The sequence below is a fragment of the Methylomonas koyamae genome (genome assembly GCF_001644025.1).
Lineage (GTDB): Bacteria > Pseudomonadota > Gammaproteobacteria > Methylococcales > Methylomonadaceae > Methylomonas > Methylomonas koyamae_A.
In genome coordinates this window covers 25,277-47,825 of record NZ_LUUK01000078.1, presented here as the reverse complement: position 1 = coordinate 47,825, position 22,549 = coordinate 25,277, and the positions used below count along the sequence as shown (strand labels likewise).

Here is a 22,549-nt window from a genome sequence, read left to right as displayed (position 1 = left end):
GGGGCCAACAGCATGCCGGTTCTACCGAATTTCCAACTCAACCGCGAAGACCAAGCGCTGGTCGGTGCCGTGCTCGCCGGTCAGCGCCGCGCCTTGGCCAAGACGATTACCCTGATCGAGTCGACCCGTAGCGACCATCGCCAGCGGGCAGGGACCCTGTTGCATGCCCTGCTGCCGAACAGCGGCAACTCGATTCGGCTCGGCATTTCCGGCACGCCGGGCGTCGGTAAATCCACGTTTATCGAGGCACTCGGCTTGCACCTGATCGAACAGGGGCATCGGGTCGCGGTGCTGGCGGTCGATCCGTCATCCTCGTGCTCCGGCGGTTCCATTCTCGGCGACAAAACCCGGATGGAATTATTGTCCGCACGCGACGAAGCCTTCATTCGCCCATCGCCTTCATCCGGGTCGCTGGGCGGCGTCGCCGCTTCGACGCGAGAAGCCATGCTGGTTTGCGAAGCGGCGGGCTTCGATGTGATCATCGTCGAAACCGTTGGTGTTGGTCAGAGCGAGACAGCGGTCGCGGGCATGACCGATGCGTTCTGCCTATTACAGCAACCTAACGCGGGCGACGATCTGCAGGCGATGAAAAAAGGTATCGTCGAACTGGCCGACATTTTCGTCGTCAACAAGGCCGATCTCGATCCCGTGGCAGCCGACCTGACCGCAGGCCAAATCACGGGGGCGCTGACACTGCTGCGGCCAAGCGCCGCGCGCTGGCAGCCGCCGGTACTGAAAGTCAGTGCGGCTCTGGGTGAAGGTATCGGCAATTTCTGGCAACAACTCGGCCTCTTTCGCCAGACCGTCGGCGAAACCGGCGAATTGGCCGCTAAACGCAGGCATCAGTCGTTATCCTGGATGTGGGCGCTGATCGAGTCCGGCCTCCAGGAACGCTTTCGAGAAAACCCCGGCGTCCGGGCCGCCATGCCGGATTTAAGCGCCGCCGTCGAAAACGGCAGCGTATCGCCTACGCTGGCTGCGCACCGTTTGCTCGAACTGATGGGCGATACTACCGGGATTTAGCCCGAACGCTGGGCGACAATAAGGCAAAAGGGGCATGCCGGTTAGCCGATAGCAGGCATTAAAATAGCGCACATACTACCTGCCCAAGGTTTGCATCATACGACTGACCGCATTTTCGGCTCGAGGTGTGCTGAGCAGATGAACATCGTTAGTCATCAACGCCCAGGCAGAAATATCGACCTCAGTTTTTCGACGCCAATTGGTGCATCCTTACGCTGCGGGAACTGCGAATAAATCTGCGGTAACTTAGCTGGATGGCTTGCCGTCGGTTAGCGGGTGCAAGGAGGATTTCTCGGTGTTACCGGCTTCGGTTGTTTGGGAGTCAAGGTTGTTTTGAAGCGCGCGCCGCGCCCGAAAGGCGCCCGGCGGCTCTTGGAATTGCTGACGGAATTGGCGATAAAAGTAAGACAAATCGTTAAACCCGGATTGGAAGGCGATCGCCGCGATATCAAGGTGGCGGAACTTGGGGTCGGCCAGCAGCCGGCATGCCCGGGCAATTCTGAGTCGATTAAGAATCTGAGTAACACTTTCTCCGGTTTCATTCAGCAGATCGAACAAATATCTCCGGGATATTCTCAATTCGCCGGCGATTTGCGCCGCATTCAGCCCTGGCTCACTAAAGTGCTTTTCCAGATATCGAATGACGGCCGCTTGCCGGGCCGCCCGCACCCCTCCGGAATGGGACTCCTTAACCACCTCGTCGTTACAAAGAAAAGCGATGAGATCGACAATATGATTCCCCACTAGTTCGCCTAGGCTAGGATCTTGAGCGACGCCCCCCCGGTCTAGCATTTGCAGGTAATTTCTTAACAACTCTATGCCCTCCGAGTTGCAAAGAGGAGTCATAACCAGGCGTTCGGCTTTCGGTACCCGTTTGGTCAATTCTGATCTGGAAATGCGCAAGCTCAAGAGTTCCTGGTATCCCTCGGGCGAGTCTGGTCCGAACCCGCCGTCGAGAACTTTGGTCGAATCAACTAAGCCGGCGGTACTTCGATTGATCAACATTCGCCGCTGTCCTTGCATAACCTCCCAGATACCGGCTACGCATACCGATAGGCCTAAGTAATCGTCTAACCCGTCTCCGGTAATGAGTTCACGAGTACGGCGAAAACGTACCGCGGTACTAGTATGCGCCGCCAAGTTCACGTGGCCGAAGGAATGAAACCGTGTTTGGTTGAAAAAAGGCCGCGAATCGGCGTGTTCGACATCGAATCCAGCAATTTTTCTGGCAAACATTTCGCGCCAAATGTCGACCCGGTCTTTATCCGGGAAATCAGTGCTGGAAAAGATGAATGCAGCGTTAGTCATAGGCCCAAATTCATTTTACTTTTCGATGGATGCGATCGATGGCCTGAAACGAACATCGAACGCCAGGGAAATAAAGAGGTCGGAGAAAAATAAAATATCATCCAGCTACTTGTCCGACTTATCTTTTTGCCCATCTACTGGTCGTCCCGATTTTTTTTGCCGTTAACAGGCTGTTGAAATTTAAAAAACTGCTCCACTTTTGTCCCAAAAAACGCATTTTCCGCAAAATAAAATTTTGTAAGTCCCTGATTATTTGTCGCAGCTAAATGACTTTTAGCGACAAATTGGAAGATTTTTTCCACCGAGTTTCTTTTTCAACAACCTGTTAGACGCAAGCTAAGTTAGTCCCCGCCAAGCAACATGTCGAGTGAAGAAATACCTTGAGGTCGTCTAGGAGAAACGGGCTCCGCTTCCTGATGGCGACTCAAGCTTCAATTCGTCATGGCGAGCGTATCGGGTCGATTTGAACGAGTGTTTTCGCTGAATGAATTCGAAGCAGTGATCGGTGTCGCGGAGAACGAACCGCGAGTTGGACCGCGTTAAAATTTTTTTAGGGGCATTGAACCTTAGCGTTGCTCCGGGGATATACCAACGAGCGGCACCGGTGCTCCGACCACCCCCTATTCGGTAGCTGCGCCATGCCGCTCGGTTATACGGTCTATATTCCTTGTAAACCGCAATCGCACCCGGAGGGAACTTAGTTTCCCGCCGGGTGCTTCCATCGGATATCAGCAACAGAGGATAGGTGTATGAGAATCAACACAGCGAAACATTGGGTATTCGTCGCGATCATCGCCGCCGCGCAGCCGGCGCAAGCCGTCGCGGTCAGCGACGCGATCGGCGATTATGTCGCCGGATACAACGGCAGTACGGCGGGCGACTTGGATGTGGTGTCGGCGTCGGTCAGTTACGATCAGGCCACCGCGACTTTCCGTTTGGATAGTACGTTCAATGCCGACATCGGTTCGTCGCCGAGCGGTTTTTATATTTGGGGCTTCAATCGCGGCGGTGGTACCGCGCTTTTCGAATCTAACGGTCTGAAGAATATTTTGTTCGATTCGGTCGTGCGCTTGAACAACGACGGCACCGGCTTGGTAACCTTGATCGCGCCGTCGTTCAGCACGACGAACCTCGCTCCGGGCTCGGTGACGATCACCGGTAATCATATGGTTGCCGAGATTGCATCGGGTCTGTTGCCGTCGACCGGTTTCGCGCCGGAAAGTTTTACCTGGAACCTGTGGCCGCGCGACGGCGCGGTTTCCGCCGGCTTCACCCAGATTTCCGATTTTGCCCCGGACACCTTCAACGTCGGGGTGCAGGTCGTACCCCTGCCAAACGCGGCTTGGTTGTTCGGTTCGATGCTGGGCTCGCTGGGGTTGCGCCGCAACCGCCGGGCGTCTGGACGGTAAATTCGCCGGGCTCTTGGCTCTTGCAATCGGGCCGGAACGGCCCGATTGCAAGGCTTTGCTAGCTGTCGTCCTGAATGATCGAAATCAACAGTTCGTTGAAGGTATGGATTGGGGAACCGGTTCCCACGGTATCCACGACGGTCGCCAACAGCCGGTTCACCGCGCCGAGCAGCTTTTCCAGGATTTTATGGCCGCCGACCAGTTCGATGCCGTAGAGCATGAACTCCTCGGTGAAATGATTGATGACTTTCAGCTTCAAATGCAGCGGACTGCCGAGCAAACCGTGCGTCAACAAGGCGTTGGTGTCGGCGCGTTGAATCGCGTCTTTCAATGCGTAAAAGTGAGGGTCCAGTTCGCGCCACGCCCGTTTGTAATCGTCGCGGAATTTGGGCAAAAAATACTGGTCCGCGCCGATCAAGTCGCCGAGCAGCTTTTGTAAGGTCTCGACGAAGTGGAGTAGATTTTTCCTGTCGTCGTCGCTCACGCCGAATTCGAGTTTTTCCATGCCGTATCCAATGCCAGGGGTTCCGCGCGGCGCGCGCCAAGGCGCTGGCCCGCAAAAGTTCACCGCCCGGCGCGGTTTCGGGCTGTTATTGCTTGGATAATAGCAGAAACCCGCCGGCGCGGCGGTTCGCGCTGTGCGACGCCGACGATTTACCGTTAACAGATTTCGCTGACGATCGGCATTTGCGTTCTCGGCCCCGGATGCCGGACCGAACCGCCGTCGCTACGGGTCAGGGTGTGACTTCGTAGTTGGAATACGGTTGCGACTTCAGTCTGTCTTCCAACACGGTCAGTTTCATCACCGGCTCGGCCAGTTCGTAGCAAGTCTCTACGCTGTCCTTCAACATCGCATAGCCTTCCGGATCGGCGACCGGCCGTTGCGATTGCCAGGCCTCGCGCCAAGCCGCTTCGTCCGGCCATTGCGCGTAGGCTACCCAACTGCCGTCGGCATCGCGGTGCAACCGCGACCCGAGACTGCCGTACATTTGATAGACGGCGTCGGTCACCTTCAGCCAGCCCTCGCGAAATTTCGCTTCGTATCCCGGTTTCACCCGCCAACGATATACGGCAACAAACATGGCTATTCTCCTATCCAGTGTGTACGCGCCGGCCCGAGGCCGACCTTCGAAAATGTGTTACCAAGCTTCCAGCACCACCACTTTCCATTCCCGGTTCGCTACCGGATTTAGACTGACCCAAGAGGCGATGCGCCGGCCGCTATACGCCGCCGAATTTTCATAATACCCCACCCCGCCCCGTTGCCCGGCAATTTCTTCGGCCAATTGGCGCAGCTCAGGGAGTTGGGCATACCGTTCCTCCCGAAACAGATTTAGCCCGATTTCGTTTGTTTCGGTATCGAACAAAATCAACCCGTCATCCTGGATGATCCAAATGGTTCGGCGGCTGTCTTGCAACTCCGCTTGCAGCAAGCCGCCTAGAAATTCGGCGGCCTTGATACGGCCGGAGACGAAGCCGATCGTCGCATTGCCGGCCTTGACCGGCGCGACCAGCGTGACAGCCTGATAACCTTCCGGTGCCGCATGCACCTGGCTCAGCACCGGCTCGCCGCTTTGCAAGGCCATTCGGTTATGTTCCAGCTGAGAAGTGTCGGCGCCGATCGCGTGCCGGTAGCGGGCCGGCGCCACGGCCAGGAGGGTGCCTGGCGCCCGGGTGGCGGCGGCACTTTCCAGACGCGGCAGCTCCGTGGTCAGTTTTTCCAGGCGCGGCGTGGCGCCGACCAGGTCGGCATCGGTCCGAAATTGAGTCGCGGCCTGAACTAAGCCGTTCAGCAAATTTGCGAATTCGCCGCCGATACTATAGGCAATCCGGCTGGCGACGGTTAGATTGGTGTTGGAAATGCGGGTTACGTCGGCCAGCGCCTGCTCGGCGCGTTGAAACTGTTGCTTGGCCTGTTCGCCCTCGGCGACCGCCAGATTGTGGGCTTGCTTGGCTTCGATACCGAATCTCAATGCCAAGCCGGCGCCGATCACGATAGACGCCATGACCGCAGCTGTTGCCAGCAACAACACCTTGTTGCGGGCAATAAAACGCTTCAGCAGTTCGGCGCGGGTATAGGCGTAGGCATTGACGAGACGCCCGTCGCGAAACGCCCGCAATTCGTCGGCGAACGCGCCGGCATCCTTGAACCGCTTGGCCTTGTCCTTGGCCAACGCGTGATCGCAGATCGCCACCAGTTCGACCGGAGCCGCCAACTTCGGATTCCGCGCGGTCGGCATGGCCTGGTCGGAAGCCAACTCGGCTAGAATCCGGTCCATGCCGCCTTGTAGAGGAGGCCGGCCGTTCAGCAAATAAAATAGCATGCAGCCCAGCGCGAACACGTCGGTGCGGGCATCGATACCGCCGAAACGCGGATCGGCTTGCTCCGGCGCCATGTAAGCCGGTGTGCCCAAGATGTCGCCGAGCCGGGTCAGGTCTTCGTCGTCATCAGCGTTCGAGCGGCCGGCGCGCGGTAACGGCGCCGCCGCCGACTCCGTCTCGCTTTCGACCTTGGCCAAGCCCCAGTCCAGCACGATGGTCTCGCCGAATTGACCCAGCACCACGTTGCCGGGCTTCAAATCGCGGTGGACCACGCCTTTGGAATGCGCGTAAGCCATCGCCTCGCAAACGTCGATCAGGCGGTCCAATAGGGCCAAACGCTTGGACAGCGCATGTTCGGGCAACGGATCGGCGTTGCACTCCTTCAGCGCCTGGGCCAAGGTGTCGCCGCGTACCAGTCGCATGACGTAGTAAGGCGCGCCGCTGGGCTTAACGCCCAAGTCGTAGACCGGCACGATGCCGGGATGCTCCAGCCGGCCGGTGATGCGTGCCTCGCGCAGAAAGCGGGTGCTGAGTTCGCGGTCTTCGTTGGCGGCCTGGTCCAGCATTTCCTTGATCGCGACTTCCCGGCCGATACGCTCGTCGAAACCGAGCAGCACCTGGCCGACGCCGCCGGCACCGACCGCACCGCGCAACGAATAGCCGCCGCCGTAAGCCTCGTCGTTCGCGCGAGTGTCGGGCAACGGACGCGGGTAAGGCCGCGGTTTCAGCACCGTTAAATCGTCTTGCGGGAGAAGGCGGGTCAGGTCGTCGTCGGGCGTCATCGGCTAACCGTGGGAACAAACAGTTGCGCCAAGTATAGGTCGCTATTTGCGGTGGGGCCGGCCGCGCGCGGATTAGGTCGGCGGCGGCTTGCGGTCGGCGTGGCCCAGATCGCGCTCCGGGGCGATTTGATCGCGGACGCGTTGCTTAAGCTCGGTGATGTCCGGGAAGCGACCCTCGGCCTTGCGCGACCAGACCAGTACGCCGTCGGCATAGACCTCGAAAATGCCGCCGGTGCCGGGCTGCAAGGCCAGCTCGGCCAGATCGCCGTCGAAAGTGCTCAGCAGTTCCTGCGCCATCCAGGCCGCGCGCAGCAGCCAACGGCATTGGGTGCAGTAACGGATTTCGACGCGGTGGCTCATCGCAGCTTACAAAATCTCGCGCAAGCGTTGGTAGATGCCGCCGAAACTGCCGTTGCTCATCAACAAGACGTGGCAAACGCCGCCGGCTTCGGCGCGGATGGTTTCGATGATGGCATCCAGGCTGTTGCAAATCTCGATGTTGTTGGCGTATCTCAGCAATTGGCTTAAATCCCAGCCCAGTCCGTCCGGCTGAAAGATGATGGCCTGGTCAGCCTGGCTTAGCGATTCGGCCAGCGACTGGGTATGTACGCCCAGGCGCATCGTATTGGAGCGGGGTTCGACGATGGCGAGGATTTTTTCGTTGCCGACCTGTTTGCGCAGGCCGTCCAGCGTGGTTTGAATCGCGGTCGGGTGGTGGGCGAAATCGTCGTAGACGGTGATGCCGGCTTTCTTGACAATGACTTCCATCCGCCGCTTGACGTTTTGGAATTGGGCTAGCGCAGCAATTGCGTCGGCCGGCAGCACGCCGACGTGACGGGCGGCGGCGATGGCCGACAAGGCGTTGTAGACGTTGTGTCGGCCGGTCAGCGGCCATTCGACGACGCCTTGGGCTTGGCCTTCGAAATGCACCGCAAAGCGGCTGCCGTCTTTGCTTAGCAATTCGGCTTGCCACGGCGCCGGGGCGTCGATCGCGGTCAGTTGCACCGGGGTCCAACAGCCCATGTCCAGTACTTCGGAGACGTGTTTCTCGCAGTCGGGCGCGATAATCAAGCCTTGGCCGGGGATGGTTCTGACCAAATGGTGGAACTGTTTTTTGATCGCGTCCAGATTTTCGAAGATGTCGGCGTGGTCGTATTCCAGGTTGTTCAGAATCGCGGTGCGAGGCCGGTAGTGGACGAACTTGGAGCGTTTATCGAAGAACGCGCAATCGTATTCGTCGGCTTCGATGACAAAGAAATCCGATTCGCCCAGCCGTGCCGAGATGCCGAAATTCAGCGGAATGCCGCCGATCAAAAAGCCGGGCTTGAAGCCGTTGAATTCCAGGATCCAGCTCAACATGCTGGTGGTGGTGGTTTTGCCGTGGGTGCCGGCCACCGCCAACACCCATTTGTGTTGCAACACGTGTTCGGCTAGCCATTGCGGACCGGAGATGTAGGGCAGGCCCAGGTTCAACACTGCTTCGACTTCCGGATTGCCGCGCGACATCGCGTTGCCGATGACGACCAGATCCGGTTTGATGTCCAGATTTTCGGCCTTATACCCGTTCATCAAGCGAATGCCTTGTTGTTCGAGCTGGGTGCTCATCGGCGGATAGACGTTTTGGTCCGAGCCGCTGACGGTGTAACCGAGTTCGCGGGCGATCAGGGCCAGACCGCCCATGAAAGTGCCGCAGATGCCGAGGATGTGAATATGCAAAGGTTTGTCGTTGGTCATGTGGCTGGTTTATTTGCCTGCTTCCTTGGGGGCCTCGCCTTCGGGCTTGGCTTCGGTTTCGGATTTGGTTTCTGTGCCTTTGGCGCCTGCCGCTTCCAGCAACTTGACGATGGTCTCGCGGCCCAGTTTCTTGGCTTTGTCGAGGATTTTGACATTCTGGCCGTCGGCGGCATTGACGTTGGCGCCGGCCGCGATCAACACGCCGACTACGTCGGCGCTGCCGAACATCACCGCGTCGCCGAGCGCGGTGGCGCCGGTTTTATCGGCGGCATTCACGTCGGCGCCATAGGCCAACAGCGCTTTGACCACTCGCAGATTGCCGTTGAAACTGGCCGCCATCAGCGCGGTTCTGTCCTGTTCGATCTTGGCGTTGACATCCTCGCCTTGAGCCAGCAAAGCCTCGACTCGCTCCGGCTTGCCGGCCGCCGCCGCCGCGAACAGCTCCTTGCCGCCCTCGGCGCCGGCGGTAACTGAAATCGTCAGCAGCGCCAGCGCCGCGAATCGGGTCGTGAACATTCGGATTGCTTGCTTGCGTTTGCTTATCAGTTGGGTTGAAATAACCGGCATAACGATTTACATCATCTATCAATGAGCGAAAAAAACAAAGTTTTAGTTGAGGCCCAGCCTTACTACATCGAGGCGCAATCTTCGCCCGAAGACAACCGCTATGTGTTCGCCTATACCGTGACGATTACCAACGTCGGTTCCAGCGCCGCCAAGTTGCTGACCCGGCATTGGCTGATTACCGACGCCAACGGCAAGGTGCAGGAAGTCAACGGCGAAGGCGTGGTCGGCGAGCATCCGCATTTGAACCCCGGCGATTCGTTCCGCTACACCAGCGCGGCGATGATCGAAACCCCGGTCGGCGTAATGCAGGGCAAATATCAGATGCAGGCCGACAACGGCGAAAGCTTCAACGCGAACATACCTAAGTTTACCTTGTCGATTCCCCGCACTCTGCATTAATGGCGACCTACGCGATAGGCGATATTCAAGGGTGTTACGACGACTTGCGCCGCCTACTGGACCGGGTAGACTTCGATCCGGGTAAGGATACGCTGTGGTTGGCCGGCGATCTGGTGAATCGGGGGCCGAAGTCGCTGGAAACCTTGCGCTTCGTCAGGAGTTTGGGCGACGCGGCAATCTGCGTGCTCGGCAACCACGATCTGCATCTGATCGCCACCGTGGTGGCGCTGGGCAAGTCTAGCAAGAAAGACACGCTGGGCGCCATTCTGCGAGCCGCCGACTGCGACGAATTGATAGCTTGGCTGCGCCATCGTAAATTATTCCATTACGACGATGATTATTGCATGCTGCATGCCGGTCTGCCGCCGCAGTGGGATTTCGAACTGACCCGGCAAATGGCGCTGGAAACCGAACAGGCCATGCAGAGTCCGGACTACGAGCGCTTCTTTCGGTCCATGTACGGCAACAAGCCGGCGGTCTGGCAGGACGATCTCAGCCACACCGAGAAACTGCGGTTTGCGATCAATTGTTTCAGCCGACTCCGTTATTGCAGCGCCGACGGCGTGTTGGATTTCACGCAGAAAGGTCCGCTCGGCAGCCAGCCCGAGCATTTGCTCCCGTGGTTCGCGGTGCCCGGCCGGCGCAGTCTGGGGATGCGGATCATCTTCGGCCATTGGTCCACACTGGGGTATTACGAGGGCTATAACTGCTACGGCATCGATACCGGTTGTCTGTGGGGCGGCCAATTGACCGCGCTGGAATTGTCCGACCCGCCGCGCCGCCATCAAGTCGAATGCCAAGCCGCCAGCGATCCGCTGGCCGTTTGAAAACCTGAACTTTACCGGTGTTTGCTTATCCATTGTGACGCCGCCCTGAAGGCGCGCATTCATTCAACCCTCCGAGAGTACATCCGATGATTAAACCGCTACTGATGCTGGCCGCGCTGATTTTGCCGCTGACCGCGACTGCCTACCCCAGCGAAAACGATTACGGTCAGCCGACCGACCACAAGCTCGAGCACTTGAGCAAAATGCTGCAACTGACGCCCGAGCAAAAAACCAAGCTGGAAGCCATTTTCACCGAGCAACACGCCAAATTCCGGGCGATACACGAAGAGTCGCACGCCCGCATCAAGGAAGTGCTGACCCCGGAACAGATGCAGAAAATGGACGAGATGCGCAAGGAGCATATGGAAAAACGCCAGGAAAAGCGTGGTGCGCTCAAACCCAACCAACCTTGATCGGTTCGGTTCCGCGCATGATAGGTCAGCCGCATAGGTCAGCCGCCATGCTAACTCGCATACTTCTGGGCTTGGCGGCCGGTGCCAATATCCGGCCCTGGACGCTTAGGCCGGCACCGGTCGGGACAAGTCTTGGCGGCGAACGGATCGCCGGCCATGGATAGCTCGCCCACCGTCGCCATCGTCGGCGCCGGTCCGGCCGGTTTGATGGCCGCCGAAGTGCTGGCTCAAGCCGGTGCCGCTGTTACCGTTTACGACGCGATGCCGTCGGCCGGGCGCAAATTCCTGATGGCCGGCAAAGGTGGCTTGAACATCACCCATGTCGAAGGTTTTGAAAGTTTTTTATCGCGCTACGGTGCACGGAGCCACGCTCTGGCCGGGTTTATACACGATTTCTCGCCGGAGATTTTGCGCCATTGGGCGGCCGAATTAGGCATTGCGACTTTCGTCGGCAGTTCCGGCCGGGTGTTTCCCAACGAAATGAAAGCGGCGCCGCTACTGCGCGCCTGGCTGCATCGGCTGCGCGGCAGCGGTGTCAAATTCCGGATGCGCCATCGCTGGCTGGGTTGGACCGACCAGCGGCTGCGCTTTGCGAGTCCGGACGGCGAAAAACTGATCGAAACCGATGCACTGGTCTTGGCCTTGGGCGGTGCCAGTTGGCCGCAGTTGGGTTCCGACGGCGCCTGGACTCAGCCCCTGGCCGAGCGCGGCGTGACCATCTCGCCGTGGCAACCCGCCAACTGCGGCTTCGAAACCGGTTGGAGCGATTATTTCCGCGAACGCTTTGCCGGCGAGCCGCTGAAATCGGTGGCCTTGACGTTTGTCGGAAACGACGGCCTGGAATGCCGGCGGCTTGGCGAAATGATGATAGCGGATTACGGTTTGGAAGGCGGCTTGATCTATACGCTGTCTGCGCCGATTCGCCAGCAGATCGCCGCCAACGCCGCCGCCGTCGTCCATTTGGATTTACTGCCCGGCTTAACGGTCGAGGAAGCCGGCCAGCGTGCCGGGCAAGCGCGCGGCAAAATGAGTTTGAGCAATCATCTGCGCAAACGCTTGGGTCTCGGCGGCGTAAAAATGGCGCTGCTCCGCGAAGTCTTGAGCGCCGCCGAAATCAACGATCCGCACCGCCTCGCTATCGCGGCAAAAGCCTTGCCTATCCGCCTGAGCGTGGCCCGACCGCTGGCCGAGGCGATCAGCAGCGCCGGCGGCATAGACTTTGCCGAACTTGACCAAGGCTTGATGCTGCGGCGTTTGCCGGGGGTGTTCGCGGCCGGCGAAATGTTGGACTGGGAGGCGCCGACCGGCGGCTATCTGCTGACCGCTTGCCTGGCGACCGGCCGCGCCGCCGGGCTGGGCGCGGCTACCTGGCTGCAAGCACGTTGACATTTGCGGCGCGTCGCGGTTTGTTATCATAACCGTCTACCTTAACCGGCCGCCCGGGACTGCCGTTCCGAAGCGCCCCAACCCACGACGCTTGCCATGCAAATTCAGGCCACGCTGCAAAAACTGCTGGATAAACACGACCTCGACGGCGAGGAAATGCGCGCGGCGATGCGCGCGATGATGAACGGCAAGTTGACCGACGCCCAAATCGCCGGTTTTTTGATCGCGCTGCGTTGCAAAGGTGAAACCATAGACGAAATTGCCGCGGCGGTCGGCGTGCTGCGGGAGTTGGTGCACAAGGTGCCGGTGACGGGCAAACACGTCATCGATACCTGCGGCACCGGCGGCGACGGCGCCAATACCTTCAACATCTCTACGACGGCGGCTTTCGTGGTCGCGGCGGCCGGCGGTAAGGTCGCCAAACACGGTAACCGTTCGGTGTCCAGCTGCTGCGGCAGCGCCGATTTGTTGGAAGCCGCCGGCGTCAATCTGGACCTGCCGGCCGAGCAAGTCGGCCGATGCGTCGAAGACATCGGCGTCGGCTTCCTGTTTGCCGCGAAGCACCATAGCGCGGTGCGCCACACGGTCGGGCCGCGCAAGGAAATGGGCGTGCGCACGCTGTTCAACCTGATCGGTCCGTTGTCGAATCCGGCCAATGCGCCGCACCAGCTGATCGGTGTATTCGACAAACAATGGCTGGTGCCGGTGGCCGAGGTATTGAAACGCCTGGGCAGCCGCCACGTGCTGGTCGTGCATGCCCACGACGGCCTGGATGAAATCAGTATCGCCGCGCCGACCGATGTCGCCGAACTGCACAACGGCGCGATCGGCACTTACACAATTACCCCTGAATATTTCGGCCTGCGCCGCGCACCGCTCGACAGTCTGGCCATCACCTGTGCCGAGGACAGCCTGACCATCGTCAAGGCCGTGCTGAATAATCGTCCCGGCCCGGCGCTGGACATCGTCGCGCTGAACGCAGGCGCCGCGATTTACGCCGCCGACCTGACCGACTCGCTGGAAGCCGGCGTCCGCCGGGCCTATGCGGTGCTGGCGGACGGTAGCGCGTTAGCCAAGTTCGAGGCCTTGGTAGGGTATTCCAAAGTCGGTTAAAGCATTGATTTTTTTCTAATCATTCGAGTAGCCACTCGGCGAGCGGCTGTTAGCTTGAAAGAGGGATTGAATCCGGGCCGTTTGGTTCGCCGGCCACGCTCAAGCCTTCCCTAGCGTCTACGTCGCAATCCGCCCACCAGCGCTAATCCCGATACGAACAACCCCAACGATGCCGGCAGCGGCACGGCGGTCGGCACGTTGGCTTGGAATACGCCGGGCACCGTGGCGGAGCGCAGGCCGGATAGGAACACCGCGCTATCCCAAAGCGGATCGTTGGAATCGGCAATGACGGCTTCCAGACTATGATTGGCCAGGGCTGGGTTCAGTAAGGCATTGACGGTCAAAACCGCCGTATAACCGTCGAACTCGAACGGAACCGAGCTGGCGCCGGCGTTGGGCGTCAGAAAGCCGTTGTCGTTTTGTACGGTGTCGGTGCACGGATAAACGCCATTGCTGCTGCAATTGTCCAGCACCACGAAGTTCGAGGCATCGAAGTGTGCGTAATTGACGCCGTCCACGACCAACGCAAAGCCGTCGCGGAAAATGCCGGTCCATTCCGGGTATTCCTCGGAGGCAAACACGAACTGGGTCGTGATGCCGTTGGCGCTCGACGCTGACGGATCCAGGGTAAAGTCGAACTTCAGCGAATTGGCGTCGTAGGTCATTTGCTTGCTGAGCTTGGAAACTTCGTAGCTCGCGCCGGTTCCGGTCACGCCGGTTGCCCCGCTGGACGTGTTGGAATGGGCAAAGTTAGCCATGCCGGTGGTCAGGACGATGCCGTCGGCGTTCACCACGCTGCTGAATTCGCTGGCGGCATAGACCCGCGCCTGGTCGCCCTTGCCGATGTAACTCACGTTTTGCGCGACGATGCCGCTGTTGGGCACCCGCCAGGCATTCAACAATTGATTGCCGGTCACGGTATCAAGCGGAGTCTGCACCGGCGGCGGAGTGACTTTTATCGTCTCCAGTTCGGTTTCGGTGATTTCCGGTGTGTCGGCATCGTTTTGCTTTTCCGCGCCGTATTGCAGCACGTAAAGGTCCGAAGCGGAGGGATTGTCGTCCACGGTGCCGCTGTTACCTCCGCCTCCGTTCCCGCCATTTCCACCACCGCCGTTACCGCCGCCGGCAGCCCAGGTTGCGTTCGTAGCCGCCAGTAAAACCATTAGTACAGCCAAATTCACGATTTTCATATTCGATCTTTCTTTTTCAGGGTTAAAGGTCATTCGTTTCCCAGCTCGGCGATCCGATCGGGGCCGGTTAGATTGGAAATCCCTTCCGCGCCGTTCGGTCTCGCTAACATGTGTTAATGCGAACTGGCGCGTAAGAAGTTCAATCGGATAAATTTTCGGTGCGAAATGAGGTTAAGAATTGGGCTGCGCGATAACGACGCAGTTTGAAAGGCCGAAGCCCGCGTAAGTCGTAACGGACGCGGGCAATACCGGGTTCACGCGCCGACGTGAGGTATCAACCGGTTTCGATAGCCGCGACTGTCCTAAATCCAAGGCTTATCGGGGCCGGGGCGGCCGATTGACGACGGCGCCGTGAAGCAATATGATCGCCGCCAGAGTTGTCATTCTGTTGTCTTGATTCCGGGCGAACCGCGATGGCGCCAGATTCAGCGACTCGCCACACATGCGTTCTGCTTTACTCCATCAGTCACCTATAGTGCGGGCAAGAAGTCGAACTTATGCCACTTTAGCGTGCCGGGAGCTTCATGACCTTTACCCAGTCCCACGTTTTAAACCCTAGTCTGTCTCATCCGAAATATCGCCCCGATATCGATGGCTTGCGAGCCATCGCCGTGCTGTCGGTCGTTGCGTTCCATGCCTTTCCGAACGGTTTAAAAGGCGGCTTCATCGGCGTCGATATCTTTTTTGTGATTTCCGGCTATTTAATTTCCACGATCGTTTTTCAGAACCTGGAAAAGGGTACGTTCAGTTTCAGCGAGTTTTACATTCGCCGGATCAAACGTATTTTTCCGGCGTTGATTCTGGTATTGGCGGCAAGCTTTACGTTCGGCTGGTTCGCGCTGTTTGCCGACGAGTACAAACAGTTGGGCAAGCATATCGCCGCCGGTGCCGGCTTCGTGTCGAATCTGGTGTTGTGGAATGAGGCCGGTTATTTCGACAGCTCCGCCGAAACCAAGCCCCTGCTGCATTTGTGGAGCTTAGGTATCGAGGAACAGTTTTATATTGTCTGGCCGTTGTTGCTGTGGCTGGCGTGGCGGAAAAATTTCAATTTGTTTACGGTGACGGTGATCGTCGCTATTGCCTCGTTTTATTTGAATGTTCGCGGCGTATTGAACGATTCGGTCGCCACGTTTTACTCGCCGCAAACTCGGTTTTGGGAGCTACAGTGCGGCAGTTTGTTGGCGTGGATGGCCTTGTACCGCAAGCACGCCTTCGCATCGGCCCGGCATAAGCTGGACGGTTGGCTGGTGGCCGTCGTCTATCGGGAGGGCCAGCCGGTGGATGGCAGAACCCTGGCGAACGTGTTGTCTTTCCTCGGTATCGCGCTGTTGATTTACGGGTTCAGCGTCATCGACAAGGACTCCGACTTTCCCGGCAAATGGGCGATATTGCCGATGCTCGGCGCGGTATTGATCATTTCGGCCGGACCGAATGCTTGGGTCAATCGGAAGTTGTTATCCAACCGGCTAGCGGTTTGGGTCGGTCTCATCAGCTTTCCGCTATACCTGTGGCATTGGCCGCTGCTGTCCTTCGCTCACATCATTCAAACCGACGAGCCCAGTGCCAATATCCGAATCGCCGCGGTGCTGTTGACGGTGGTGTTGGCGTGGTTGACGTATGCCTTGGTCGAGAAACCGATACGCTTGGGTAAGCACAGCGGCGCCAAGACCTTGACCTTATTGCTGCTGATGTTGGGTATCGGAAACGTCGGCTACCAGTTATATCTGAAAAACGGCCTGGAGTTTCGGGATGCCGACGCGCTCAGTAAAACCCAGATGTTCGCCGATGTGAACGGCACCGTGCTGTTCAATACGCCGGAAGATTGGGTAGACGATCGATGCCGCGCCGAATTGGGAGCCAGTTACAATTACTTGATCTGTCGATTTACCAGCGCCACGCCGAAAACCTTGGTGGTAGGCGACAGCCACGCCGCGCAGTTTGTCTACGATTCCATTTCTCATGGCGCCGACGATCTGGCGCTGGTGGCGGTGAACGGCTGTCTGCCGTTTATCGATTTGGTTACGATCAATCCGACCGAGCAGTACGAGGAAAAGTCGACGCGTTGCAAGGTCATCATGCCCATCGTGCTGAAACTGTTGCGGGATTTTCCGTCGATACAGCGGATTGCGTTTGCGACCCGAGGCGCGATGTATATCGAAGGCTCCGGTTACGGCAATACCGAAACCAAAAATGTTTATCGGATTATCAACGGTCCCGACGATGTATTGGTGGAAAATTATCACAAGTTTATCGACGGTTATTTGGATTCGATTAATCCGATCCTAAAACTCGGAAAAGAAGTGGTGTTTATCGAAGACGTGCCGGAAATTGGCGTCAAGGCCAAAAATTGCGTTGACGAGCGGCCGTTTCATATCAGCTCGAAAGATCGCCCGGAATGCAGCGTATCCAGAACGTCGTTCGACAAACGTAATGCCAATTATCGGAAGGCGGTGGATTCCATCGTTAACTCAACCCAGCATCAGGTTAAGGTATTCTCGGCCTATCAATATTTGTGCAACGATATTTCTTGCGGCGGCATGCACGAGGATATGTCTTACTTTTACGACGACGATCATCTTTCGATGCGCGGCAGCCATTTTATTTTTGGAAAGTTCGCCGAATGGCTGGACCGGTAAACCGGCCAAGCATTCCGAAGTTCGAGTCCGCTTCCGGGCATGCCGGCGCCGAAGGCGTATTGTGCTGTCTGAGAAGTCCTCTAATCCACTTGTAAACCGCGACTGATTCCGTTCAGCTGTGTGGAATGGGATATTTGGGACGCGCGGAAGATTAACGTAATCAATTCAAGGGCGACGATCACCTTAGTTTTATCAAAATCGCTAAAAATAGTTTTCGCTATTTTTAATGGCTTAGCACACGAACTGAATAGCGATAACCAACCATTAGGATTGATAACATGCAATCACTGCAAACCGGCGACCAAGCCCTATTTCCCCTGAATATCCCCTTATTCCCAAAATGCACTTTACAACTGCAAATATTCGAACAGCGCTATATCAAGATGATATCTGCTTGTTTACGAAGTGGATCGAGTTTTACCGTATGCTTGCTGCGCGAGGGTTTTGAAAAACAGGAAGTGCTTGTTAATGCCGATTCACCCGCAAAGAACGAGTCAATTTTTTATTCAATCGGTACCAGCGCTAAAATCATCGACTTTGGCCAAATGCCCAATGGCTTGCTGTCTATCTCTTTACGGGGCGAGCAACGCCAAAGTCTGGATGAAATTCATCAACAAGCCGATGGACTGTGGCTTGCCAAAACGGGCAATTTAGAGGAAGTAAACGTTTGCAACGGGGAAGTTCTACCTATTTGGGCGGCCGTTTTGAAAAGTTTGATCCAAAGTGGCGTTGTCAGTTGTTCCGAGGCGGAACTTTACGACCACCCGGAACTAGCGATGAATTATTTTGCCATGTACGCACCTCTGCCATCGCATTTGAAGCAATCTTTATTGGAAATAGATGACTTACAAATTCGCTGGCAACGTTTGCAAGAATTTACCGCGCAAAGCTTAATTAAGGTTTAGATGTAATGATTTAGCCTGGATAACACGTGGCCTTAATCCAAGTTTCGCCTTTTAAAACGAGAGAGTGAGGGGAATATATTTAAATAATCCGCTATCCCTCATTTTCAAAGAGGGGGCAGATCGCTGAGCAGTGACAAAATCCGTTTGATTGCAAGCTGGCACGGAAATTTCTAAGTAGTCCGGACACTCGCGGAAACCGCCGGATCGAGCGCGTTGGACGAGTGCCATTGTTTAGAAATCGAACATAGACATTGTTCATCTGCCTGCAATTAGAACACTTGCGCCACTAATGGATAACTTGAGATACCTGCGTATCGCGTTGGGCATGGTCTTGGCCCTAAGCATTTCCCCCTCTTCGGCGACCGACGCCCACCTCAGCGACAAAGGCCTGTACCGGGTGAGTTGGCAAAGCTTGGCCCCGGAAGTGACGACCGATTTGATACACGAGTGGCTATTGCATGTGGAGACCGCTGACCGGCGTCCGGCGGATAACCTGATCATCACCGTTTCCGCCCACATGCCGGGACATGCGCACGGCCTGCCGACTCAACCCAGGGCGACTGCGTACCTCGGCAACGGCGACTACCGAATCGCCGGCATGAAATTTCAAATGAGCGGCGTTTGGTGGGTACGCTTCGATTTTTGGCGGAAAAACCGGCGCGACTGGGTGATCTTCGAGGTCCCGGTCAAATGAGCGCCCCGTTCAAACCCGAGCTCGGCCCAGCGATCGGCCGGGACGATAAGCCCGGTGCCGTAGACATTCCTAGAAACGAACCGCTTACCCGGCAACGGCAGACTTGTTCGGCCAAGCGCTTGGCGGGCGGTTGGACTCTGCTCCTGGTGTTGAGCGCGACCAATGCCGGGGCGATCGATTCCGGACTATGGTCCGATAGCGAACTGACCGCGCTGCGCTCGCTAGCGCTGTCCAGCCTGCCGCCGTTGCCGGCCGATCCGTCCAACCGTTTCGCCGACGACCCGGCGGCCGCGGCGTTGGGGCGGCGCTGGTTTTTCGACCAAGGGCTCAGTTCGAACGGCAAAGTCGCTTGCGCCAGTTGTCACGATCCGGACCGGGATTTCCAGGACGGCCGAGACCTGGCGAAAGGCGTCGGCCGAACCAACCGTCGCGCGATGCCGCTAACGGGCATGGCTTACAGCCCGTGGCTGTTTTGGGACGGTCGCAAGGACAGCCAATGGGCGCAGGCGCTCGGTCCGCTGGAAAACCCCAACGAACACAATCTGACCCGCGGCGGTTGCGCCAAATGGGTGTTGGCGCATTACCGGTCCGAATATCGCGCTGTGTTCGGAGAGCCGCCCGATCTGTCGGCGCTGCCGGATAACGCCGGTCCGCTGGGCGACAAGCGAGCTCGGCGTGCTTGGATCGGGCTTGACGATTCGGCGCGCGACGCAGTCAATCGGGTTTTTGCTAATGTCGGCAAAGCCATCGCGGCTTTCGAGCGGCGCATCGCGTGGAACGAAAGCCGGTTCGACGCCTATGTGCGGGCCTTGGGGGAACAGGCTCCGGCCACGCCGGAAAACTCGTTGAGCTCGGAAGAGATCGCCGGACTGAAACTGTTCATCGGCAAGGCCCATTGTGTCGAATGTCATCGCGGGCCATTGTTCACCGATCTGGATTTTCACAATACCGGCGTGCCGGCCCGCCCCGGCTTGCCCAAGGATTTGGGCCGCTTGACCGGCGCGGAACAGGTCGTCGCCGACGAATTCAATTGCCTCGGCGGTTACAGCGATGCCAGTCCGGAACAATGCCGAGAGTTGAACTTCATCAACAAGGGTGAGCGACGCCTGTTGCGGGCCTATAAGCCGCCCAGTTTGCGTAACGTCGCGCAGCGTCCGCCCTATATGCATGCCGGACAATTCGCCAGCCTGGAAGCGGTGATCGGCCACTATAACCGGGCGCCCGCCGCCCCGGCGGGGCGCAGCGAGATCAAACCCTTACATCTGAAACCCGCCGAAATGCGCCAACTGGCCGCCTTTCTAAACACCTTGAGCGGCACCATCGATAGCCCGGCCGACGCGCGGTCGCTTGACTAGTCTCGATAGGCAAGCAGCGCCCGGAGGCTTGCCTTGAACCGGCGCGCCCGCATCCAAGCGCTTCGTGGAAACCACACCGATTCCGCCCAGGAGTGCTCGCGGGCTTAGGCTGGCGGTTGTTCCGGCTTACACGGACGCGCAAAATCCCGTACCCGCCGACGAGCCGGCGGGCGCATCCATTCGGGAAGACGACCGAAGGCGCCGGAGGTTTTGGATGAAACCCCGCGCCCGTGCTACGGCCTCGCTTTAATTACGCTTGGGACAGTTTTCGCAACGCGTTTCCCAGCCGGTTTGCAAGGCCAGATCCATTTTGGCTTCCAGTCGCGCCAAATGCCGGTTCAGCGCGCGAATTTCCTGATGCAGGGATTGGTTGTTTTCGTGTATGTGCTGGAAGTGGGTCTGAAAATATTTCGGTAGCGGAAATAGCTCGATAAAATCGGATTCCGGTTTAGCGGGCCGTTTGCTTTTCTTAGGGGCCTGAATATTTTGGGATTGCGATACAGTCGTCAATTGCGTCATTGGATAACTCCTTTTCAGTCAATGCGTTTGCCTCGGCGAACGCTGGATAAATCCATCCGGGATCTCTCGGGTGTGCATCCTTGCCCGTTGCCGATGCCGGACCCGCCGGCGCCGACAGATTCATTTCGCGGCGTAGGGGTGCTTGGCACCGGCCTTGGCCGCAATCACTTCGGCCGCGCCGGGTCGGTGGGAAACCGCCAGTTCGATAGCCAATTTGGTTGCTTGGTAGTTGTAGCGTTCGATTTTGTTGTCGTCCTCGGCGGCCCAATGGATGAACACGCCGACCGAGATGAACAAATCGTCGGCTTGCTCGAGCGGGATCGTGCCGTTTTCAACCGAATCGGCCACGGCCATTGCCACGCCGCGCTGGGCCGGACCGAACATTTGCACGGCTTGGCGAGCGCCCTTGATCGTGACTTTGTTGAACAGAATCGTCGCCGGCTTGACCATCAAATTCGGCGCGACGACGGCCAACAGCGTCGAAAAGCCCTCCTTGTTGTTGGTCAATGCCAGTGCGAACGCGGTTTCGGCGGCGGAGCCGCGCGGCCCCAGGATCAGGTCGATATGAGCAATCTCGTTGCCGTCGCCGACTAAGGCTTCCCCGACGCAAAGATGAGTGATTATCGTCATGACGGTTTGTCTCGTGAGAGGTTAAAACTTAGCGCAACATGTAGTCGGCGATGGCCTGCAGTTCGGTTTCGCTCAGATGCGGAAAACCGGGCATTTGCATGCTGTTCTCGCGCTTCTTGCCGGGATTTTGGGTCCAGCGGATCAGGCCCTTGGCGTCTCCGGCGTAAATTCGGCGGATTTCCCCCATGTCCGGGCCGACCGTCGGCAGATTAATATGGTGGCAAGCCGCGCAATTGCGCTGAAACGCTTGTTCGCCGGGATCGACCGGTTCGTTTTGTTGCGCCAACGCGGCCGATTCCGCCTCTTGCCTGGCGTCGGCCGCCGCGGCCATATAGTTGGCGGTTTTCTGGGCGATCGCGAGTTTATGGTCTTTCAACGCGTGTTCTCGATACTGGTGGCGGGCCACGGCCATTGCCAAGATCGTGCAGGCGAAGAGAACTATGATTCTGCTGAAATGCCTGTCCAGCGAGTTGTCTGGGTTCACCAGATTGCCCCACATCCAGTACAGCGCCGGAACACCGAAACCGCCGCCGGCGAACAACAACAAGGTGACGCCCCAGCTCATGCCCTGGGCCGGAAGACTGACGAAGACCACCAACCCGGACAATATCTGAAAGATGGTCGCGCCAAACGCAAAGGCGTAGAAAAAGCGGCGTACCGATTGCAGCAACGGTTGGCTGAGTTTGACCTCGGCTTGAAATGCCGGCCGGCCGCTCCACCACACGAAAAACAGCGCGCTGAATAAAATCGCCGCCGAAACGAAGTGCAAGTATCGCTGCAACACGTTCGGCAACAACATGGCCGAGAAAAAGCCTTTCACCTCCGGCCAATATTCCGGAAACAACATCAGATTGACGTTGGTCATGTAGATCAGCGGAATAAACAGGAACAGTGCCGATTCCAGCGCGGCGATGCCGATATGCAATTCCGGAATGTTGACGAAGCGATCCCACCAAAACTTATGCGCGTAGGCCAGCAGAAAGGCGACCGCCACCAGTGGGATTACGGCCATCCAAGCGCCGCCGATCAAGGCGCTGGACGCGTAAAACTGCGGCGCGTACAGCGTGTTGATGATCAACAGCGGAGCGACGCCCATCACCACCGCCAGACTTTTGTTGACGGTGACCGTCTGGGCGATTTTATAGGCCAATCGCTCGTATTCGATCTGCTTCAGACCCTTGATCTGGCAGAACAGGCTGAACAGCGATCCACCCAGCATCATATGCACGAACACAATATGCACGATGAACGAGACGATCAACAAGACTTCGAGCAATTCCTCCGGCGCCGGCAGCGGAAGCGGGATGTCGCGAGGTACTGGAACATTCATGTCGGGT

The 22,549-nt window shown here is 57.8% G+C and carries 23 protein-coding genes; 11 read left to right on the top strand and 12 right to left on the bottom strand.

Annotated features, from left to right (window positions below):
• The first annotated feature begins 12 nt into the window (after window positions 1-12).
• Complete coding sequence (meaB, locus tag A1355_RS06975) at window positions 13-1,023, top strand: methylmalonyl Co-A mutase-associated GTPase MeaB (RefSeq protein ID WP_064026374.1); 1,011 nt, start codon at window positions 13-15, stop codon at window positions 1,021-1,023.
• 246 nt (window positions 1,024-1,269) lie between these two features.
• Here the strand turns inward: meaB and A1355_RS06970 are convergent, their stop codons facing one another.
• Window positions 1,270-2,331, bottom strand: coding sequence for a helix-turn-helix domain-containing protein (locus A1355_RS06970; RefSeq protein ID WP_064026372.1), 1,062 nt, complete (start codon window positions 2,329-2,331; stop codon window positions 1,270-1,272).
• 134 nt (window positions 2,332-2,465) lie between these two features.
• Window positions 2,466-2,633, bottom strand: a complete 168-nt coding sequence (locus A1355_RS25080) for a hypothetical protein (RefSeq protein ID WP_157197779.1) — start codon at window positions 2,631-2,633, stop codon at window positions 2,466-2,468.
• Between the two features lie 447 nt (window positions 2,634-3,080).
• Between A1355_RS25080 and A1355_RS06965 the strand changes: the two genes are divergently transcribed.
• Window positions 3,081-3,740 carry a hypothetical protein gene (locus A1355_RS06965; RefSeq protein WP_064026370.1) on the top strand — a complete coding sequence of 220 codons (660 nt, stop codon included), beginning with the start codon at window positions 3,081-3,083 and terminating at the stop codon, window positions 3,738-3,740.
• 58 nt (window positions 3,741-3,798) lie between these two features.
• Here A1355_RS06965 and A1355_RS06960 read toward each other — a convergent pair whose 3' ends face one another.
• The 6 genes from A1355_RS06960 to A1355_RS06935 form a co-directional block, all read right to left on the bottom strand.
• Window positions 3,799-4,245 (bottom strand): hypothetical protein, encoded by a 447-nt coding sequence (locus A1355_RS06960; protein ID WP_064026368.1) that lies wholly within the window; start codon window positions 4,243-4,245, stop codon window positions 3,799-3,801.
• Window positions 4,246-4,474: 229 nt separating this feature from the next.
• Complete coding sequence (locus A1355_RS06955; RefSeq protein WP_064026367.1) at window positions 4,475-4,822, bottom strand: antibiotic biosynthesis monooxygenase family protein; 348 nt, start codon at window positions 4,820-4,822, stop codon at window positions 4,475-4,477.
• A 57-nt stretch (window positions 4,823-4,879) separates the two neighbouring features.
• The gene (locus tag A1355_RS06950) at window positions 4,880-6,844 is read right to left on the bottom strand and encodes a serine/threonine protein kinase (protein ID WP_064026365.1); all 1,965 of its coding nucleotides are present in this window, start codon (window positions 6,842-6,844) and stop codon (window positions 4,880-4,882) included.
• 72 nt (window positions 6,845-6,916) lie between these two features.
• The gene (locus A1355_RS06945; RefSeq protein WP_064026363.1) at window positions 6,917-7,204 is read right to left on the bottom strand and encodes a SelT/SelW/SelH family protein; all 288 of its coding nucleotides are present in this window, start codon (window positions 7,202-7,204) and stop codon (window positions 6,917-6,919) included.
• 6 nt (window positions 7,205-7,210) lie between these two features.
• Window positions 7,211-8,560 carry a UDP-N-acetylmuramate:L-alanyl-gamma-D-glutamyl-meso-diaminopimelate ligase gene (gene mpl / locus A1355_RS06940; protein ID WP_064026507.1) on the bottom strand — a complete coding sequence of 450 codons (1,350 nt, stop codon included), beginning with the start codon at window positions 8,558-8,560 and terminating at the stop codon, window positions 7,211-7,213.
• Window positions 8,561-8,587: 27 nt separating this feature from the next.
• Entirely contained in the window at window positions 8,588-9,094 is a 507-nt protein-coding gene (locus A1355_RS06935) for an ankyrin repeat domain-containing protein (RefSeq protein ID WP_064026505.1), read from the bottom strand.
• Window positions 9,095-9,166: 72 nt separating this feature from the next.
• Here A1355_RS06935 and apaG point away from each other — a divergent pair, with 72 nt between their 5' ends.
• From apaG to trpD, 5 genes are all read left to right on the top strand, one after another.
• On the top strand, window positions 9,167-9,544 hold the full coding sequence (apaG, locus tag A1355_RS06930) for a Co2+/Mg2+ efflux protein ApaG (protein ID WP_064026361.1): 378 nt from the start codon (window positions 9,167-9,169) through the stop codon (window positions 9,542-9,544).
• Complete coding sequence (locus tag A1355_RS06925) at window positions 9,544-10,371, top strand: symmetrical bis(5'-nucleosyl)-tetraphosphatase (protein ID WP_064026358.1); 828 nt, start codon at window positions 9,544-9,546, stop codon at window positions 10,369-10,371. Before apaG ends, A1355_RS06925 begins: the two co-directional genes overlap by 1 nt.
• A gap of 86 nt (window positions 10,372-10,457) precedes the next feature.
• Window positions 10,458-10,784 (top strand): periplasmic heavy metal sensor, encoded by a 327-nt coding sequence (locus tag A1355_RS06920; RefSeq protein ID WP_064026356.1) that lies wholly within the window; start codon window positions 10,458-10,460, stop codon window positions 10,782-10,784.
• 81 nt (window positions 10,785-10,865) lie between these two features.
• Window positions 10,866-12,170 (top strand): NAD(P)/FAD-dependent oxidoreductase, encoded by a 1,305-nt coding sequence (locus A1355_RS06915; protein ID WP_269454747.1) that lies wholly within the window; start codon window positions 10,866-10,868, stop codon window positions 12,168-12,170.
• 96 nt (window positions 12,171-12,266) lie between these two features.
• On the top strand, window positions 12,267-13,283 hold the full coding sequence (trpD, locus tag A1355_RS06910; RefSeq protein ID WP_064026354.1) for an anthranilate phosphoribosyltransferase: 1,017 nt from the start codon (window positions 12,267-12,269) through the stop codon (window positions 13,281-13,283).
• Window positions 13,284-13,393: 110 nt separating this feature from the next.
• Here the strand turns inward: trpD and A1355_RS06905 are convergent, their stop codons facing one another.
• Complete coding sequence (locus tag A1355_RS06905; RefSeq protein ID WP_064026352.1) at window positions 13,394-14,473, bottom strand: choice-of-anchor L domain-containing protein; 1,080 nt, start codon at window positions 14,471-14,473, stop codon at window positions 13,394-13,396.
• Between the two features lie 524 nt (window positions 14,474-14,997).
• On the opposite strand from A1355_RS06905, the gene A1355_RS06900 reads away from it, so the two are divergent.
• From A1355_RS06900 to A1355_RS06885, 4 genes are all read left to right on the top strand, one after another.
• Window positions 14,998-17,109 (top strand): acyltransferase family protein, encoded by a 2,112-nt coding sequence (locus A1355_RS06900; protein ID WP_064026350.1) that lies wholly within the window; start codon window positions 14,998-15,000, stop codon window positions 17,107-17,109.
• A gap of 278 nt (window positions 17,110-17,387) precedes the next feature.
• Window positions 17,388-18,014, top strand: coding sequence for an LON peptidase substrate-binding domain-containing protein (locus A1355_RS06895; protein ID WP_064026348.1), 627 nt, complete (start codon window positions 17,388-17,390; stop codon window positions 18,012-18,014).
• Between the two features lie 289 nt (window positions 18,015-18,303).
• Entirely contained in the window at window positions 18,304-18,708 is a 405-nt protein-coding gene (locus A1355_RS06890) for a FixH family protein (protein ID WP_064026345.1), read from the top strand.
• A complete protein-coding gene (locus A1355_RS06885; protein WP_082885406.1) occupies window positions 18,705-20,063 on the top strand; it encodes a cytochrome-c peroxidase in 1,359 nt (452 codons plus the stop codon). The genes A1355_RS06890 and A1355_RS06885 overlap by 4 nt, the downstream gene beginning before the upstream one ends.
• Window positions 20,064-20,309: 246 nt before the next feature.
• Here A1355_RS06885 and A1355_RS06880 read toward each other — a convergent pair whose 3' ends face one another.
• The 3 genes from A1355_RS06880 to A1355_RS06870 form a co-directional block, all read right to left on the bottom strand.
• The gene (locus A1355_RS06880) at window positions 20,310-20,582 is read right to left on the bottom strand and encodes a hypothetical protein (protein ID WP_064026342.1); all 273 of its coding nucleotides are present in this window, start codon (window positions 20,580-20,582) and stop codon (window positions 20,310-20,312) included.
• 120 nt (window positions 20,583-20,702) lie between these two features.
• On the bottom strand, window positions 20,703-21,212 hold the full coding sequence (fae, locus tag A1355_RS06875) for a formaldehyde-activating enzyme (protein ID WP_064026339.1): 510 nt from the start codon (window positions 21,210-21,212) through the stop codon (window positions 20,703-20,705).
• A gap of 28 nt (window positions 21,213-21,240) precedes the next feature.
• Entirely contained in the window at window positions 21,241-22,542 is a 1,302-nt protein-coding gene (locus tag A1355_RS06870; RefSeq protein ID WP_064026337.1) for a c-type cytochrome, read from the bottom strand.
• Window positions 22,543-22,549 lie beyond the last annotated feature (7 nt).

Bases quoted from the DNA above. Each gene is read 5' to 3' on its own strand.
- A1355_RS06925 (WP_064026358.1), top strand. From the start codon at position 9,544: ATGGCGACCTACGCGATAGGCGATATTCAAGGGTGTTACGACGACTTG.
- meaB (WP_064026374.1), top strand. From the start codon at position 13: ATGCCGGTTCTACCGAATTTCCAACTCAACCGCGAAGACCAAGCGCTG.
- A1355_RS06895 (WP_064026348.1), top strand. From the start codon at position 17,388: ATGCAATCACTGCAAACCGGCGACCAAGCCCTATTTCCCCTGAATATC.
- A1355_RS06950 (WP_064026365.1), bottom strand. From the start codon at position 6,844: ATGACGCCCGACGACGACCTGACCCGCCTTCTCCCGCAAGACGATTTA.
- A1355_RS06935 (WP_064026505.1), bottom strand. From the start codon at position 9,094: ATGTTCACGACCCGATTCGCGGCGCTGGCGCTGCTGACGATTTCAGTT.
- A1355_RS06955 (WP_064026367.1), bottom strand. From the start codon at position 4,822: ATGTTTGTTGCCGTATATCGTTGGCGGGTGAAACCGGGATACGAAGCG.
- fae (WP_064026339.1), bottom strand. From the start codon at position 21,212: ATGACGATAATCACTCATCTTTGCGTCGGGGAAGCCTTAGTCGGCGAC.
- A1355_RS06890 (WP_064026345.1), top strand. From the start codon at position 18,304: ATGGATAACTTGAGATACCTGCGTATCGCGTTGGGCATGGTCTTGGCC.
- A1355_RS06965 (WP_064026370.1), top strand. From the start codon at position 3,081: ATGAGAATCAACACAGCGAAACATTGGGTATTCGTCGCGATCATCGCC.
- A1355_RS06960 (WP_064026368.1), bottom strand. From the start codon at position 4,245: ATGGAAAAACTCGAATTCGGCGTGAGCGACGACGACAGGAAAAATCTA.
- A1355_RS06900 (WP_064026350.1), top strand. From the start codon at position 14,998: ATGACCTTTACCCAGTCCCACGTTTTAAACCCTAGTCTGTCTCATCCG.
- A1355_RS06945 (WP_064026363.1), bottom strand. From the start codon at position 7,204: ATGAGCCACCGCGTCGAAATCCGTTACTGCACCCAATGCCGTTGGCTG.
- trpD (WP_064026354.1), top strand. From the start codon at position 12,267: ATGCAAATTCAGGCCACGCTGCAAAAACTGCTGGATAAACACGACCTC.
- apaG (WP_064026361.1), top strand. From the start codon at position 9,167: ATGAGCGAAAAAAACAAAGTTTTAGTTGAGGCCCAGCCTTACTACATC.
- A1355_RS06880 (WP_064026342.1), bottom strand. From the start codon at position 20,582: ATGACGCAATTGACGACTGTATCGCAATCCCAAAATATTCAGGCCCCT.
- A1355_RS06905 (WP_064026352.1), bottom strand. From the start codon at position 14,473: ATGAAAATCGTGAATTTGGCTGTACTAATGGTTTTACTGGCGGCTACG.
- A1355_RS06885 (WP_082885406.1), top strand. From the start codon at position 18,705: ATGAGCGCCCCGTTCAAACCCGAGCTCGGCCCAGCGATCGGCCGGGAC.
- A1355_RS06920 (WP_064026356.1), top strand. From the start codon at position 10,458: ATGATTAAACCGCTACTGATGCTGGCCGCGCTGATTTTGCCGCTGACC.
- A1355_RS06870 (WP_064026337.1), bottom strand. From the start codon at position 22,542: ATGAATGTTCCAGTACCTCGCGACATCCCGCTTCCGCTGCCGGCGCCG.
- A1355_RS06970 (WP_064026372.1), bottom strand. From the start codon at position 2,331: ATGACTAACGCTGCATTCATCTTTTCCAGCACTGATTTCCCGGATAAA.